This is a genomic window from Gilliamella sp. M0320, from assembly GCF_016101635.1.
Taxonomy (GTDB): domain Bacteria; phylum Pseudomonadota; class Gammaproteobacteria; order Enterobacterales; family Orbaceae; genus Gilliamella; species Gilliamella apis.
Window position 1 is genome coordinate 151794 of record NZ_JACFQD010000002.1, and the last position, 15545, is coordinate 167338.

A 15545-nucleotide genomic window follows, 5' to 3' on the forward strand; every position below is an offset into this window, starting at 1 on the left:
TTAATTTATCATTAATTCATTTGTTCTAATGAACGACTATGAATTTCATTAAGCAATAATTCTATAACATGTTTCACTTCAAAGCTACCAAGATCTTTACCTTGGCGAGTTCGAACTGAAATTGTTCCTGATTCTATCTCTTTGTCTCCACAGACAAACATATAAGGAACGCGTTTTAGAGTATGCTCACGAATTTTAAACCCTATTTTCTCATTTCTCAAGTCCGCTTTTGCTCTAATGCCAACTTTTTGTAGTTGCTCGGTTAATTGTTTGGCATAATCGGCTTGATTATCAGTGATATTAATAACCGCTACTTGTAATGGTGCCAACCAAGTTGGGAAGAATCCAGCACAATCTTCGGTCAATATGCCCATGAAGCGTTCCATTGAACCAAGTATAGCTCGGTGAATCATAACCGGAACATGACGTTCATTATCTTCACCAACATAAGTTGCATCTAATCGTTCTGGTAACATAAAGTCAAGTTGAACTGTACCACATTGCCATGCTCGACCTAAGCAATCATGTAAAGTAAACTCAATTTTTGGACCATAGAATGCCCCTTCACCAGGTAAATATTCAAATTCAATGCCATTTTCTTGCAAACATTCAGCTAAATCTTTTTCTGCTAAATCCCAAGTTTCATCCTTACCAATACGTTTTTCAGGACGAGTCGATAATTTAACCGTGATATCTTTAAAGCCAAATGTACTATAAGTATCATAGACCATTTTGATACAACTATTTACTTCACTTCGAATTTGCCCTTCAGTACAAAAGATATGCGCATCATCTTGTGTAAAGCCACGTACACGCATTAAACCGTGCAAAGAACCTGAAGGTTCATTTCGATGACAACTACCAAACTCCGCCATACGTAATGGTAAATCGCGATAAGATTTAAGACCTTGATTAAAAATTTGCACATGGCCAGGACAGTTCATTGGCTTAATACAATATTCACGGTTTTCTGATGAAGTAACAAACATTAACTCTTTATAGTTGCCCCAATGCCCTGTTTTTTCCCAAAGTACACGATCCATCATAAATGGACCTTTCACTTCTTGATAATCATATTCTTTCAGTTTGGTACGAACAAAAACTTCAAGTTCACGGAAAATAATCCAACCATCATTATGCCAAAATACCATACCTGGTGCTTCTTCCTGCATATGATACAGATCAAGTTGTTTACCAATTTTACGATGATCGCGTTTTGCCGCTTCTTCTAAAAATTGTAAATAACTGTCGAGTTGTTTTTTATCTGCCCATGCAGTTCCATAGATGCGTTGTAACATTTTGTTATCACTATTACCACGCCAATAAGCGCCAGCAACTTTTTGTAATTTAAAATGGTGACAAAAACGCATATTAGGCACATGTGGTCCACGACACATATCAATATATTCTTCATGATGATAAAGTGCTGGAGTAGAATCTTTAGGAATGTTTTCATCTAAAATAGCAATTTTATAAGGTTCGTGACGTTCCCAAAAGACTTCTCTTGCACGTTCCCAACTCACTACTTCTTTTTTAACTGGGTAATCTTTTTTGGCCAATTCATGCATGCGTTTTTCTAAAGCATCAAGATCTTCCTGAGTTAAAGAGTGATCTAAATCGACATCATAATAAAAGCCATTATCAATGGTAGGCCCGATAGCCATTTGAGTATTAGGCCATAATTGTTTTATGGCATGTCCTAATAAATGTGCACAAGAATGACGGATAATTTCAAGTCCATCTTCATCTTTAGCGGTAATAATAGATAAGGTTGCGTCATGCTCAATAACATCACACGCATCTTTACGTTCACCATTAACACGGCCTGCGATACAGGCTTTAGCAAGCCCTGCACCAATACTTTGTGCAACTTCTAATACAGTAACAGGTTTATCAAATTGACGTTGACTACCATCAGGAAGAGTAATAATTGGCATAATAAATCCTTATAACAGTGGTGCGCCACACGAAAGCGCACATGCGTACATAAATAAATAGACGGAGTATACTATCACTTATCATGAGGATTTTAAATAGGCTTGAACTTGATTTAAAAATAGATTTATCTCTAGTGATTAAATACATCCTGATTTCATAACGAATAAAAACAGACATTACCCTATTTTTAATTATTAATAGCCTTTTTAGTGATTATTTTTGATTAGGAATCAATAAAACGATGTTGTAATCGAATATGAAAATAATAGTTATGACCTAGCTATTATTCACTAATTAAAAAGCTAGGTCTCAAAACAGATTATAATTCGGTTAAATATGTTTGTGGTATAATAGGCATCGGGCCGCTTTGAGTACAAACATATGCAGCGATGTGATTGGCTTTACTATTAATTTCTTGTAATTGTTTGCCTTTTAAATATAGCACGCTGCTTATTGCCATAAATGAATCACCAGCACCAACAGTATCAATTGGGGTGATTTTTTCAGCAGGACAATGATTCTGTTCATTTTTAGTAATAAGATGACTACCTTCACTACCACAGGTATAAATTAACAACTCAAGTTGATAATGTTCATTTAGATAATTGAAAAGCGCTTGCGGATCAGCTTTTATCTTCAATAAATCAGCAACAATTGGTAATTCTTCATCATTTAACTTTAAGATATTGGCATGTTCAATACACAAAAGTAAAGTCGCGTTATTATAATGATTTTGACGTAAATTAATATCAACAATAATTTTGCTTCGTTGTGATCGATGATTAACAATCTTTTGCAATAGTTCGTGATTATGTATATTACGTTGAATTAAACTGCCGAAATAGATTGCATCTAAATCATCTTGCTGAATAAGTTCTAATAATTGATCTGTTAATTGAATATCATCCCAAGCAACAGGATTAACAATATCATAAGTGGGTTTACCGGCTGAATCTAATTTAACTAATACCGTTCCAGTTGGATAATTTGCAGATATTTGAATTTGTTGTGGGATTTGCAGTTTTTCAATCTGTTCACGTAATTCTCTACCATTGTCGTCATCGCCAATTGCTGAAACTAATATTGCATTTGCTCCAGCTGATTTGGCATGATAACAAAAGTTGGCGGCAGCTCCGCCAATCTTTTTCCCATTAGGTAAACAATCCCATAAAAATTCACCTATTGCAACAATCTTTATGTCATTCATCTTCGATTAACCCTTGTTTGACATCAATATTTTTTTCCATACTGTCGGCTTGCTTTTGCCAATCATCAAATTGACCATATGCAGTATAAATCGTTGAGCCGGTAGGTAATTCTGGATACTCATTTTCACCATTTGTCCCCCAATTCACCCAACCCGAATCTTTACGTTGAACAATTTGATAACGTCCGACAATATTACTCGTATACCAAACCATAGCATAACCTGATTCGGGATTTATTTCAGCCGTTTTATTTGCAGCAAGTGGAAAAATCGTTTGTTCTGGTACACTATTAACATCCACATCTTTAGCAAATAATACTTCTTTGTTTCGAGAGCTATTATGCACAACATGATGAGCTTTACGCAGAATGGTTTTGACGTGTGATTTTATTTCTTCATCACTTAAAATACCTTCTTTAACACAAAATAGTCGCCAGAAGAAATCCCAAGAAACTGCATTAATATTATCACCAATTGACTCTCGATAGAGTCTTGCATTTGGTGGAAGTTGATCTAGTGGTTGCGATAAAATTCGATTAACTTCATCAGCTAGAATATTGGCGTAAAGATCACCTTGACGATAAAAAGTACCACCATAACTAGCAAAACGAGAAAATACCACATTGTTTTGACCACTTTCATACTCATCACCAACGGTGATCTTATTTATGACCGGCATACCATCAACAGAAGTTTCAAAATCATCAACATGATAAGTACGCCTAAACCATGGTGATTGATAGAAAAACTCCCAAACAATTGAAAATGATTTATCATGCAAAGCTGGATCTAAGCCATTAGGGATTTTACCATTAAAACGATAACGACAATAAATTGGACCTTCAACTTCTGTTTCACACTCTACGATGGTATGCTCAGGCGGATTAATTAATCCATTGGCAGGAGTAAAAAAGGGTCCATAAAAACCACCTATAGCATTAGAGCAATCTTTAATCAAATTACGACCTTCTGCTTTAGCAGAAAAGTAACGAATACCCCATTTCCCATATGATGTCCCGTCTGCAGTACCACGACATAATTCTAAAATATAGTGGCCTGTATCAAGTCTTTTTACACCATCATTCAAAGTAGGCACTAGTTGTTTTATACCATTTGCATTATCTACAGGCGTTTTCTCATCAAGATACAAAGTATAATTTTCAACTAACTGCTCTAAATTAGTTACTATAAAGGCGATTGAGCAAGCAGAGATTAGTGTATCGGTATCATCATAAACGATATCAAACAATTGATGAGGTATAACTTTCCCTTGCTCATTAACTAGTTTTAATTTAGACGGATCTATTGGCTGTTCTTTGAAAAAAAGACGCGCGATTACCGGTTCATTATGTCGAGTAATACCATCTGGGTTATTTAACATCAAAGTACATTTTTTCATTTTATTGTCCTATTAATTAAATTTGCTATTATTCATACATTTAAAAACAAATTAGTCTAAATTAGTTTGCTTTCTTGCGTTTTAGCATATCGACATAGACGGCTAAAAAGATGATTACGCCTTTTGCAACTAATTGCCAAAATGAATTAACCCCCAATAAATTCAAACCATTGTTAATAATGCCGATAACTATCACACCTAAAATAGTGCCACTAATGCGACCTATTCCACCTGACATTGAAATACCACCGAGCACACAAGCTGCTATAGCATCCATTTCATAACCTTGTGCAACTGATGGTTGTCCTGAATACATTCTTGCAGCCAGCACTATCCCTGCGAAAGCAGCCAAAAAACCCGCAATGGTATATACAATGATTTCAACACGTTTAATGGCTATACCTGATAATCTCGCAGCCTCACGATTACCACCGAGAGCATAAATATAAGTACCTAAACGCGTTCGATTAACAACCACCAACATGACTACTATAAATACCAACATATAGATAACTGGATATGGAATCATGCCTAAGTAACCTGTACCTATGCTGGTAAACCCCTCATCAAAGATACGAATTGATTGACCACCACTATAAATATAACCTACGCCACGAGCGATCATCATCATTGCTAATGTAACAATGAATGGAGGAATACCTGTATAAGCAATAGCGACACCATTTGCCGCACCACATAAAGTACCAATAAATAAACCCAGCATAATAGCTGGAACAATGCTCATTTCACCGATTGAAATAAATCCAACAGTGAGTGTACCCGCCATAGCGACGATCGAACCTACCGATAAATCAATACCACCTAATATGATGATCAATGTCATTCCTAACGCTAAACACATATTAGTGGATACTTGTCTTAACACTGAGAGCATATTTTCTTGGGAAAGAAATACCGGACTAGCAAAACTTAAAATGATACTAATTAATAGAAGCGCAATTAAAATCCCTATATTATTAGTAATAAAATTTTTGAAACTTCTAATAATGATATTATTGGTTATTGTAGAGTGATGATAGCTCATATCATCTGATTGTTTCATAGATTGGCTAGCCATTTTAAGCTCTCCCTGTTGCTAATTTCATAATTTTTTCCTGGGTTAATTCTGATTGCGATAATTCACCTTGAATTTGTCCATTCGCAACAACACAAACACGATCACACATATTGATAATTTCTGGTAATTCTGAGGAAATCATAATAATAGCCATGCCACTTGCACAAAGTTCATCAATGATTTGATAAATTTCGGCTTTAGCACCAATATCAATTCCTCGAGTAGGTTCATCTAAAATGATGATTTTCGGTTTAGTTGCTAGCCACTTAGCTATCACAACTTTTTGTTGATTTCCGCCACTAAGCTGACCAACAATTTTGTCAGCATCTGGGGTTTTTATATTGAGCTTATTAATATAGTATTGAATGATATCTTTCTGTTTTTGTTGATTAACAAAACAACCATGCATAAATTGTTTCAATACTGTTAATGTTAAATTGAATGCGATACTATTACCTAAAATAAGACCTTGTTTTTTTCTATCTTCAGGAACTAAAGCTATTCCTATATCAATAGCATCTTGCGGCGATTTGAGCTTAACAAGCTGATTGTCAAAATAAATTTCACCACTATCATATTGGTCTGCGCCAAAAACTGCTTGCATGATTTCACTCCTACCTGCCCCCATAAGACCGGCAAAACCTAAAATCTCTCCTTTCTTTAAATGAAAATTAACGTTATTAAATACTCCTTTTTTCGAAAGATTTTTAACTTCTAATAAACGTTCTCCGTTTTGTTGATAGTGACGTTGATAATAATTATTTAAGTTACGCCCAACCATCAATTTGACTAATTCATCAATATTGGTTTGTTTAGTATTGACGGTATCTATATAACTACCATCCCTAATTACAGTTATTCTGTCTGTGATAGTAAATAACTCATCCATACGGTGAGAAATATAAATGATACTTACGTTATGTTCGGTTAGTTTTTTAATCATAATAAAAAGCTGCTCAACTTCTTTATCAGTTAAAGAAGAAGTAGGCTCATCCATGATCAAGATACGAACGTTAAATGAAATAGCTTTAACGATTTCGATAAGTTGTTGTTGTGCTATGGTTAACTCATGTACAGGACGTAACACATCGATCGTTAATCCCATGCTTTCCATCATTATTTTGGCTTTGGTGATCATTTGACGATGATCTTTAAAACCCATGCGTGTTCTTGGTTCTCGGCCTAAGAAAATATTTTCATATACACTAATATAAGGAACTAAGACAATCTCCTGATGAATAACATTAATTCCTCTTGCTTGTGCATCTTTAATACCATTAATTATCTCAGTTTTACCATTAATCTTAATTTCACCGGCATCTGGTTTATAGATGCCGCCAATAATTTTGATTAAGGTTGATTTGCCAGCGCCATTTTCGCCCAACAATCCATGAACTTCACATTGTTTAAGGTTAAAGTGCATATCTTTTAACGCATGGACACCAGCAAATTTTTTTTCTATATGAGATAGTTGTAATGCAACTTGTTCCATATAAATATCACCTTATTGATTTCAATAGATATAACTTGATTAAAGTCAATGATTACTGCCAGACTTTTACTCCATATTGATCAATCATTTCTTTGGTAATTGGAAAAGTTGGTACTAATATTTCTTTAGCAACGCTTTCTCCAGCTAAAACCTTTTTACCAACTTTATAGGTTTCTTTAGCTAATTGAATTGGTGCTTGGGCAACTGTTAACGTTATATCTCCATCGCTAAATGCTTTTTTACCGTCAGGAGAACCATCAACAGTATAGACTTTAACATTTTTAAGTTTATTTGATGCTTTCAATGCAACGACAACACCTAAAGCAGAAGGATCATTTACGGCAAAAAATGCTTGTAAATTAGGATGAGCTTGAATAATATCTTCGGCAATTGGCATGGTGACCTCTAAAGCACATTTGCCATTTTGTTGAGAAAGGACTTCAAATTTACTTCTGTTTTCGCCTAATCCGGCATAAAAGCCATCAGCTCTTAAAACGCTAGCACGGTTGAAAGGACAATCAATAACAGCAATTTTAGCGCCATTAGGATAATCTTTAGCCATTTGTTCACCATTAATTTTACCAGCCAAGAAATTATCTGAAGCCACAGTGCTAACCACTAAATCATCATCACTAATAGGATTATCAATCACCACTACCGGGATCTGTTTTTGTTTTGCAGCCAATAATCCTTGGCGGATACCTTCAGAATCAACGGCGATTAAGTAAATAATATCAACTTTTTGATTAATGACATCTTCCATCATTGAAATTTGCTTAGCTTGATCATATTGAGGATCGACAAGAATGTATTGATCGCCATTTTGTTTGGCGATTTCAGAAAATGTATCAGATATTGCTGTAAAAAATGAATTGTTTAAAGTTGAAGTGATAAAAGCAAACTTTATAGGTTTTTTATCATCAGCATTTACAAGTTGAAAACAACTTGTAAAAAGAAAGAATGTAATTGTTAAAAACGATGCTATGAATTTTTTCATAAACCCACCTCAGATAATCAAATGATTTATAATAATAATTTCCTTAAATACTAAAACTCAAAAATATTTTGCAATATATTTTGAGTAAATTCAGTCTAATTATCTGCAACAAGGTTAACAATATTAATCTATTTCTTTTTATTATTTATGATATCAAAGTCACTTTTTTTAAGAACTTGTAAAATTTAATTTATCAAGTTTAATGGTTATGTCATACTAGTTATATTCAATTAAAGTTATATAGGTAAAATAATGGCAAATAAAAGTGAGCAGATTTATCAGGAAATATTATTGCAGATCAAAAGTGGAATTTTAGATTGTAATAGTACCCTTCCGTCTTCATCTGATTTAAGCTCAATATATAAGACTTCCCGGCCAACGATCAGTAAAGTATTTTCAAGATTAAAAACAGAAGGTTATATTGAAGGTAAACAAGGTGGTAAGTTTTATGTTAGACACCCCAAAAATCAACAAGTAAGCAAATATATTTTTGGAATATTGGCTCCTCGTTTAGAACAAGATGAAAGTAGAATGATTCTTGACAGTTTATATTCTGAGATAGCAAGTTTAGCCAATAATTATCAGTTTTCTCTTTTATGGGCAGGGATGCTGACCAAAAGTCAGGATATACAATCTATTTTAAATGACGTAGAAAGAGTCATCATTAATTATACAAAAAATAATATTAACGGAATATTTTTCACACCTTTAGAGTTTCACCCTTACGCGAATATCATAAATAAAAGAATAATGGATTATCTGGCACTCTACAATATTCCTTGTATATTGTTAGAGAGAGACTATTGTGTTTTCCCTTCTCGAGGTAAAGCTGACTTAGTTAGTATTGATAACATTGCTGCAGGTTACGTTGTCACAAATTATTTTATTGAAAAGAAAAATGCTCGAATAGCATTTGTATCAAAAAGTGATTCAGCTAATACCGTTGCTTTAAGAACAATTGGGTATAAACAAGCACTATATGATGCAGGAATTACAAAAATTAACGATTGGATAATTCAAGTGCCACAAATTGATGAAAAAGTAATTAATCAATTGGCAAAATTGAACATTAAACATGTAGTTTGTGGTAATGACTTTACGGCAATGCAATTAATCTCATTGAATCAAAGAATAAATCCAAAACAAAAATTATTTACCATTAGCTTTGATGATGCTGATTATGCAGGTCATCTATCTACCCCACTGTCTACTTATAAACAACCGTTAGCAAGTATAGCTTTGACTGCGGTAGAAACTTTAATTCAAAGGATAAATAATCCAACCTTACCAATTCGTACTATATACGTAAATGGTGAATTAGTTATCCGTGCATCAAGTGGAGCATAATATAGAACTCATTATTCAGTCGATAAAATACAGCCAACAAAATTAATATATATTTATATAATATTCAAATATATAATATTGTATATATAATTACTAAACATAATTAGAAAAGGAAATCTTAATGAATAAATTTTATAACATATATAATGTATTAATGATTGGCTTAATCAGTTTAATTTTAAGTGGATGTCAACAAGCAATCAATTCAAAAGCCGCAAATGATAGAGGAATAGGAACACAATGGGGCGATGGGGTCGAATCTCATGTTCGTGAAGTTAAATTAGATCGCATTAATAACACACCAATAGACGTTGCGGTAATTCATTATTCTAAGAAAGTTTTTGTGCATGGAAAAAAAGTTCAAGAACTCATGCTCAATGGCGATGTGGGTATGTCAATAATTGATGATAACAATAACAAATGGTCGCTTTTCAAACAGGATGATGAAATCAATATGCTTGGTGAAGAAGGTAAAAGTTATCAACTTTATTATGTTAATTATTCAAGAAATACTTATGAAATTGTAGCAACTGTTGATGGATTAGATGTTATCAACGGAAAAGCTGGTTCATTGAACAATAATGGTTATATTTTAAGACCGTATAGTACGCTATCAATTAAAGGGTTCCGAAAAAATGATAGTGAAGTAGCCTCATTTACATTTTCACAAGCATCTAAAGCTTATGCAAATCATACCGATGAAGGTTCAGCGAACAATATTGGGGTGATTGGTACAGCAATTTTCCAATTGGAAAGTGGTAATCAATATAAGAAATCACCGAATTCTAACGCTTTCCCTGCCGATAGTTATAATAGCAAATATGCTAAACCACCAAGATACTAAGTTTAATCGAGTAAATTATAATTAATAAACTATTCCGCCAATAATCATTGGTGGAATAGAGAAATCAAAAACTAAATTTTCAAAAATAACTCTCTACTCTTAAAAGGTTTTGAACCTATATAAGGTTTTAAAGCCATTCGAGTAAAACGTTTAGCTGCTTTAAGCGTATCTATAGTTAGAAACTCTCTTTTACCCAAAGCTAACACCTGTTCGCCGGTGAAACTGGTACTATTTTGTAGCAAACTACTAATAAAACCTTTTTCTGATTGATATTGATAATGCATGGTTTCAACAATATCATCGCCCGTTGCACTGCAATGAAAAAAATCAACGTGATAACCTAAATTCTCAAGTAATGCCAATTCAAATGTACGCAATACATTTTCAGCTGACATTTGTTGTGCCAATTGTTGTAAGCTTATCAAATAATCATCAAATAACGTATTAGTTTCGGTTTCAGCTAATAGGACTCGATCTAATAGTTCATTTAAATAAAAAGCGCTGTACAGAAAAACTGATACAAGTGGTAATGTTAGAGATATTGCTTCAACCTGACGCAAATTCTTAATTTCTCCTTGACCTGAATACTGAACAATTAATGGCGTAAAAGGTTGTAAAATTCCCTTCAATACTGATTTTTTACGTCTAGCCCCTTTAGCTAGAATAGTTACTTTTCCTACATTCTCAACAAATAAGTCAACTAATAAGCTACTTTCGCTATAGGTACGCGTATGAAGAACAAATGCTCTTTGCCAATTTTCCATCAATGATATCCGTCAATAAAAACGCTTGTTTTTTTATTCAAAAAAAGAGAGTGATTAAAAATTGTATGATTTAGGCAATTTTAATCTGAAATTTTGTTAAAAATCCGATATAATCAATAGTTAATTATAGGATAATAACAAAAGAGTAACTATGGAACTATTTTCAACAATATTACTTCTGGTATTAATTGTATCACTTTCTGGTGTTGTTATAAAAATGTTGCCGATCCAAATTCCTTTGCCATTAATGCAAATATTATTGGGTTGCCTTTTAGCTGCTTTGGGTGTGTATTTGAAATTTGATCCAGAACTCTTTCTTGTTTTATTTATACCTCCCTTACTGTTTGCTGATGGTCGAAAAACTTCGGTGAAAGATTTTGTCTACAATTTTAGAGAAATTGTCGGATTAGCACTGGTATTAGTCGTAATTTCTATTATTGCGCTAGGATATCTACTTTATTGGATGCTTCCAAATGTTGAATTACCAGCCGCTTTAGCATTAGCTGCCGTTCTATCTCCTACCGATGCCGTTGCTCTTAGTGGAATCGTCGGTAAAGGAAGGATTGAAAAAGAAAAAATGGAAATCATTGAAGGGGAAGCCTTAATGAATGATGCTTCTGGCCTTGTTTCATTAAAATTTGCCATCGCTATAGCTGCAGGTGCTTTGCAATTTAACCTACTACAGATCAGTATTTCATTTTTTGTTGTTGCCGTTGGTGGACTTGCGGTTGGGGTTTTATTCACTTGGTTATATGCACGTATCTTACGTAAGATAAACCAACTGACTCATAATGATCCCGCTATTCAAATAGTATTACTATTCTTACTACCATTTGCGGCTTATATCATAGCTGAAGAATGTCATTGTTCTGGAATTTTAGCTGCTGTTAGTGCAGGTATGACAGTAAACCAATCTGGTATGATGCGAAATGCGCCGTTAACTGCCCGTCTACAATCTGATAGCACATGGTCAATGTTAACCTTCGTATTTAATGGTTTTGTATTCCTTTTATTAGGTATTCAATTACCAAGTATCTTATCAACTACCTTTACTGAAAATCAGACCGATGCTTCAATTGAATTATGGCAATTATGTTTGATTGTTTTATTTGTTTTCGTAGTCTTAATGGGTACTCGATTCGCATGGTTATGGGCAATGAAACATATGCCAACAATGCCTTTCGGCACAAAACGCCCATTAGCATTCAGAGCCTATACCAATCGTGATCTTTGGATTTCCACATTTGCTGGTGTCCGTGGGGCAATTACTTTAGCTGGTGTATTATCAATTCCAATGACTATCGGTGGTCGTTACCAATTAGTATTTATTGCTGCTGGGATTATATTAGTATCATTAATTTCAGCTGTAATCATATTACCTATCCTATTACGTGGTAGTGTTATTTTGGACAATTCCGAACAAGATAATGAGATTTTAACTGTTAAAGGACAAATGGCAGAAGAAGCTATCGTTAGCCTAGAAAAAATGCAAACTAGTCTTTTACAAGAAACCTCAGAAGAAGGTTTAGATCAAGAGATTATTCATGAAGTCGGATCGCGGGTAATTGGTTCATTAAGACGTAGAACAGGACTTAAAGATTTAGAACAAAAAGCACTTGAGGCTGAAAATCTAGAAAGACGTATGCGTTTGGTGGCAATTGGTGCTGAACGTACAGCATTACTTCAAATGAAAATTCGCAATGAAGTGAGTGAAGAAACGTATGAACATCTGAATACAGATTTAGATATTTATGAGAAGATGATTTCTGGAGATGCATAAATGATTGGCAACAAACACCAATTACTTGGCAAAATTCATTCTCAATTTGTCGATAAAGCACCACAAGTGTTAGGTTTAACTTTACGTTGTATTCCTTTCGACTTGAAAAAACGAACGATTGAACAATTATTGCAATTACAATTCAAAAATTCGCTGGAAGATGGTGATCTTGATTTTTTAGAAAATCGTTGGCTTAAAATACAAGTAACAGATCTGCAATTAGTTTGGTTTGTGAGCTTAATTGATAACAAACTAGTTGTGAGTCGCGAAGAAATTCCTGATGTTAGTTTCATTGGTAATGCTAATGATTTGATTATGATTGCGACTAGAAGACAAGATCCTGACACACTATTTTTCCAACGTCGACTAATTGTTGAAGGTGATACAGAATTAGGTCTTTATGTAAAAAACCTAATGGATTCAATTGAAATAGAAGCTATGCCGAAGTTTTTAAGAATAACACTGGAAAAATTAGCAGATATTATTGAAAGTGCACCTAAAGACTGAATCACACTAAAAGGGAATAATAAATTCCCTTTTTTATTAACTGATATTATTTAAATAGCAATTATTTTTAGTAAATAGTAGTTATTTTTATTGAAAAATTGGTATTGATTAAATTAATATGCATATTAACGATGGATCATTACCTCGTTAATTATTCTCTACCTGCCCCATCTCTTACCGTTAAAACAATGTTAGCTTTGCATAAATATAATGGAGAGAACCAATTATGAGTAATCTAACAAAAGCACTATTATTTTTTATTTCCTTTATCATCGCTATGCCAGGGTTTTGTACTGATTTTTACAATAGAAATGAAGGTGATTATATTATTAAAAACTTTCAATTTAATGATGGTAATACGGTCAAAAATCTAAAAATTCACTATGTCACACTCGGAAATCCTAAAGGCAAACCTGTTTTAATTTTACATGGCACAACTGGTGATGGTAATTCTATGCTTAATGATAGTTTCGGGCATGCATTATTTGATAAAGGAAAACCGTTAGACGCTGAAAAATTTTTTATTATATTACCTGATGCAATTGGTACGGGAAAATCATCAAAACCTTCTGACGAACTAAAAGGAAATTTTCCTCATTATGATTATGATGACATGGTTAATGCTCAATACCAACTATTGAAAAATGGATTAGGCATAAATCATCTTGAGCTTATTATTGGTAACTCAATGGGAGGCATGAACACCTGGTTATGGATAACTAAATATCCCGACTATATGACAGCTGCAATTCCAATGGCAGCAACTCCTGCCCCAATGTCTAGTCGAAATTGGATTATGAGAAAAATGCTTATCAATTCAATTAAAGATGATCCTGATTGGAACAATGGTTTTTATACTAAACAACCGGAAAAATTTCAAACTGTTTATAATTATTATAATATAGCAACTAATGGTGGCGATATTGCTTGGCAAAATAAAGCCTATAATACGGCTAAAACAGAAGAAATATTATCAGACAAGTTAAAAGAACGTGTTAGCATGGATACTAATGACTTTTTATATCAATGGGATGCCGCAAGAAACTTTGATCCAACACAAGATTTAACTAAGATCAAGGCGTTTATTTTAGTTATTAACTCAGAAGATGATGAAAGAAATCCGCCAAATACTGGTGTAATGCAAAAAGCGTTGAAAAATATTGTAGCAGCCAAATATTATCTTATCCCTGCCAGTGACAAAACCAGTGGTCATGGCACTACAATGAATGCGAACCTTTGGATTGAGGAATTAAAAATATTTTTAAAAGAAATCGACACCTATTACTAAATTAAAACATCGATTAAAAGTGAATATATCCCTATATTCACTTTTAATATTCTGATTAGTAATGCAAAGATAATATGACTCTTTAAAAACAGAGATAATAAAGTAACAATATAAATTTCATCACATTTAAACTTTATCAAATGAGTCTTATTGAAAGATCAAACAATACATTTTACTGTAAATAATTTTAAATAAAATATAATGTGATGTTACTCAAGTTACAGTTATCAGCCATAATGTCGTATAAAATCATATAGCGACTAATTAGCTAAAATGAACTTAAAAAATCGCTAGTAATCAACATATTTTATCTTTTTTTTCTATATTTCTTAAGTTTATACACTTCGACTTTAGGAGCCATCGCTTTTTTAATTGCTCTAGCTTCCTCTAATTTTATTCGCTCAAGTTCATTACGCTTTTCTTTCTCTTCTGCTAATAATTTATTTTTAGCTTCTTTACACTCTTGAATTACCGATATTGCTGATAGAAAAAATATACCAAGAAAGAAAATGATAAAAATACTTAAAAAAATATTATCTAACGGTGTTTCGTTGCCCGTTCCTCTACTAGAATGAAAAGTATGAAAAGAATAAAACCGAGGAACATATGTTCTATAATGAGCAACGCCATAAGCATTTTGTATAACAGTAATAAAAAAGACCAACACTAAGATAATTTTTGTTTTCATTATTAACACTTTTCACTGATAAACTTGTTGTCATTACCCTGAATTTTTTCTATTTGTCGATTTCTATCACATTCCCATTGTTCAGGTGGATACATGAATTACCGCATGGTATACCTTTATTACAGTTTTTAGTATCACAATTTGCAGTAAACACGAAACAAATAGCTAAAACAAGGATAATTTTTTTTGCGAAATCCATTTCGAAAAACCAATACT

At 33.2% G+C, this 15545-nt stretch carries 14 protein-coding genes; 5 read left to right on the forward strand and 9 right to left on the reverse strand.

The window, feature by feature from the left end:
* Positions 1–11: 11 nt before the first annotated feature.
* The 6 genes from thrS to H3T83_RS03245 all read right to left on the reverse strand — a co-directional run bounded on the left by thrS (position 12) and on the right by H3T83_RS03245 (position 8111).
* Positions 12–1937, reverse strand: coding sequence for a threonine--tRNA ligase (thrS, locus tag H3T83_RS03220; RefSeq protein ID WP_198215082.1), 1926 nt, complete (start codon positions 1935–1937; stop codon positions 12–14).
* A gap of 320 nt (positions 1938–2257) precedes the next feature.
* Positions 2258–3145, reverse strand: coding sequence for a carbohydrate kinase (locus tag H3T83_RS03225; protein ID WP_065578755.1), 888 nt, complete (start codon positions 3143–3145; stop codon positions 2258–2260).
* Positions 3138–4544, reverse strand: coding sequence for a hypothetical protein (locus tag H3T83_RS03230; protein ID WP_198215083.1), 1407 nt, complete (start codon positions 4542–4544; stop codon positions 3138–3140). The genes H3T83_RS03225 and H3T83_RS03230 overlap by 8 nt, the downstream gene beginning before the upstream one ends.
* A gap of 61 nt (positions 4545–4605) precedes the next feature.
* Positions 4606–5589, reverse strand: a complete 984-nt coding sequence (locus H3T83_RS03235; protein ID WP_081298904.1) for an ABC transporter permease — start codon at positions 5587–5589, stop codon at positions 4606–4608.
* A gap of 34 nt (positions 5590–5623) precedes the next feature.
* Complete coding sequence (locus tag H3T83_RS03240) at positions 5624–7114, reverse strand: sugar ABC transporter ATP-binding protein (RefSeq protein WP_198215084.1); 1491 nt, start codon at positions 7112–7114, stop codon at positions 5624–5626.
* Between the two features lie 52 nt (positions 7115–7166).
* On the reverse strand, positions 7167–8111 hold the full coding sequence (locus H3T83_RS03245; RefSeq protein WP_198215085.1) for a sugar ABC transporter substrate-binding protein: 945 nt from the start codon (positions 8109–8111) through the stop codon (positions 7167–7169).
* A gap of 252 nt (positions 8112–8363) precedes the next feature.
* On the opposite strand from H3T83_RS03245, the gene H3T83_RS03250 reads away from it, so the two are divergent.
* Both H3T83_RS03250 and H3T83_RS03255 read left to right on the forward strand, forming a co-directional pair.
* A complete protein-coding gene (locus tag H3T83_RS03250) occupies positions 8364–9458 on the forward strand; it encodes a GntR family transcriptional regulator (RefSeq protein ID WP_198198178.1) in 1095 nt (364 codons plus the stop codon).
* Positions 9459–9579: 121 nt separating this feature from the next.
* On the forward strand, positions 9580–10302 hold the full coding sequence (locus H3T83_RS03255) for a hypothetical protein (protein WP_065612952.1): 723 nt from the start codon (positions 9580–9582) through the stop codon (positions 10300–10302).
* A gap of 71 nt (positions 10303–10373) precedes the next feature.
* Here H3T83_RS03255 and recO read toward each other — a convergent pair whose 3' ends face one another.
* Positions 10374–11066: a DNA repair protein RecO gene (recO, locus tag H3T83_RS03260; protein WP_086360687.1), complete on the reverse strand. Its 693-nt coding sequence runs from the start codon at positions 11064–11066 to the stop codon at positions 10374–10376.
* Positions 11067–11217: 151 nt separating this feature from the next.
* Between recO and H3T83_RS03265 the strand changes: the two genes are divergently transcribed.
* From H3T83_RS03265 to H3T83_RS03275, 3 genes are all read left to right on the forward strand, one after another.
* Complete coding sequence (locus H3T83_RS03265; protein ID WP_086319819.1) at positions 11218–12846, forward strand: Na+/H+ antiporter; 1629 nt, start codon at positions 11218–11220, stop codon at positions 12844–12846.
* Entirely contained in the window at positions 12847–13353 is a 507-nt protein-coding gene (locus H3T83_RS03270) for an SCP2 domain-containing protein (protein ID WP_065578763.1), read from the forward strand. It abuts the gene before it with no gap.
* 226 nt (positions 13354–13579) lie between these two features.
* The gene (locus H3T83_RS03275) at positions 13580–14641 is read left to right on the forward strand and encodes an alpha/beta fold hydrolase (RefSeq protein WP_198215086.1); all 1062 of its coding nucleotides are present in this window, start codon (positions 13580–13582) and stop codon (positions 14639–14641) included.
* 307 nt (positions 14642–14948) lie between these two features.
* Here the strand turns inward: H3T83_RS03275 and H3T83_RS03280 are convergent, their stop codons facing one another.
* Both H3T83_RS03280 and H3T83_RS11500 read right to left on the reverse strand, forming a co-directional pair.
* The gene (locus H3T83_RS03280; protein WP_198215087.1) at positions 14949–15329 is read right to left on the reverse strand and encodes a hypothetical protein; all 381 of its coding nucleotides are present in this window, start codon (positions 15327–15329) and stop codon (positions 14949–14951) included.
* Positions 15330–15331: 2 nt separating this feature from the next.
* Positions 15332–15424, reverse strand: coding sequence for an endonuclease (locus H3T83_RS11500; RefSeq protein WP_122983216.1), 93 nt, complete (start codon positions 15422–15424; stop codon positions 15332–15334).
* Between the last annotated feature and the right edge of the window lie 121 nt (positions 15425–15545).

Coding starts and splice junctions, on each gene's coding strand:
- thrS (WP_198215082.1), bottom strand. CDS start 1,937: ATGCCAATTATTACTCTTCCTGATGGTAGTCAACGTCAATTTGATAAA.
- H3T83_RS03225 (WP_065578755.1), bottom strand. CDS start 3,145: ATGAATGACATAAAGATTGTTGCAATAGGTGAATTTTTATGGGATTGT.
- H3T83_RS03230 (WP_198215083.1), bottom strand. CDS start 4,544: ATGAAAAAATGTACTTTGATGTTAAATAACCCAGATGGTATTACTCGA.
- H3T83_RS03235 (WP_081298904.1), bottom strand. CDS start 5,589: ATGAGCTATCATCACTCTACAATAACCAATAATATCATTATTAGAAGT.
- H3T83_RS03240 (WP_198215084.1), bottom strand. CDS start 7,114: ATGGAACAAGTTGCATTACAACTATCTCATATAGAAAAAAAATTTGCT.
- H3T83_RS03245 (WP_198215085.1), bottom strand. CDS start 8,111: ATGAAAAAATTCATAGCATCGTTTTTAACAATTACATTCTTTCTTTTT.
- H3T83_RS03250 (WP_198198178.1), top strand. CDS start 8,364: ATGGCAAATAAAAGTGAGCAGATTTATCAGGAAATATTATTGCAGATC.
- H3T83_RS03255 (WP_065612952.1), top strand. CDS start 9,580: ATGAATAAATTTTATAACATATATAATGTATTAATGATTGGCTTAATC.
- recO (WP_086360687.1), bottom strand. CDS start 11,066: ATGGAAAATTGGCAAAGAGCATTTGTTCTTCATACGCGTACCTATAGC.
- H3T83_RS03265 (WP_086319819.1), top strand. CDS start 11,218: ATGGAACTATTTTCAACAATATTACTTCTGGTATTAATTGTATCACTT.
- H3T83_RS03270 (WP_065578763.1), top strand. CDS start 12,847: ATGATTGGCAACAAACACCAATTACTTGGCAAAATTCATTCTCAATTT.
- H3T83_RS03275 (WP_198215086.1), top strand. CDS start 13,580: ATGAGTAATCTAACAAAAGCACTATTATTTTTTATTTCCTTTATCATC.
- H3T83_RS03280 (WP_198215087.1), bottom strand. CDS start 15,329: ATGAAAACAAAAATTATCTTAGTGTTGGTCTTTTTTATTACTGTTATA.
- H3T83_RS11500 (WP_122983216.1), bottom strand. CDS start 15,424: ATGTATCCACCTGAACAATGGGAATGTGATAGAAATCGACAAATAGAA.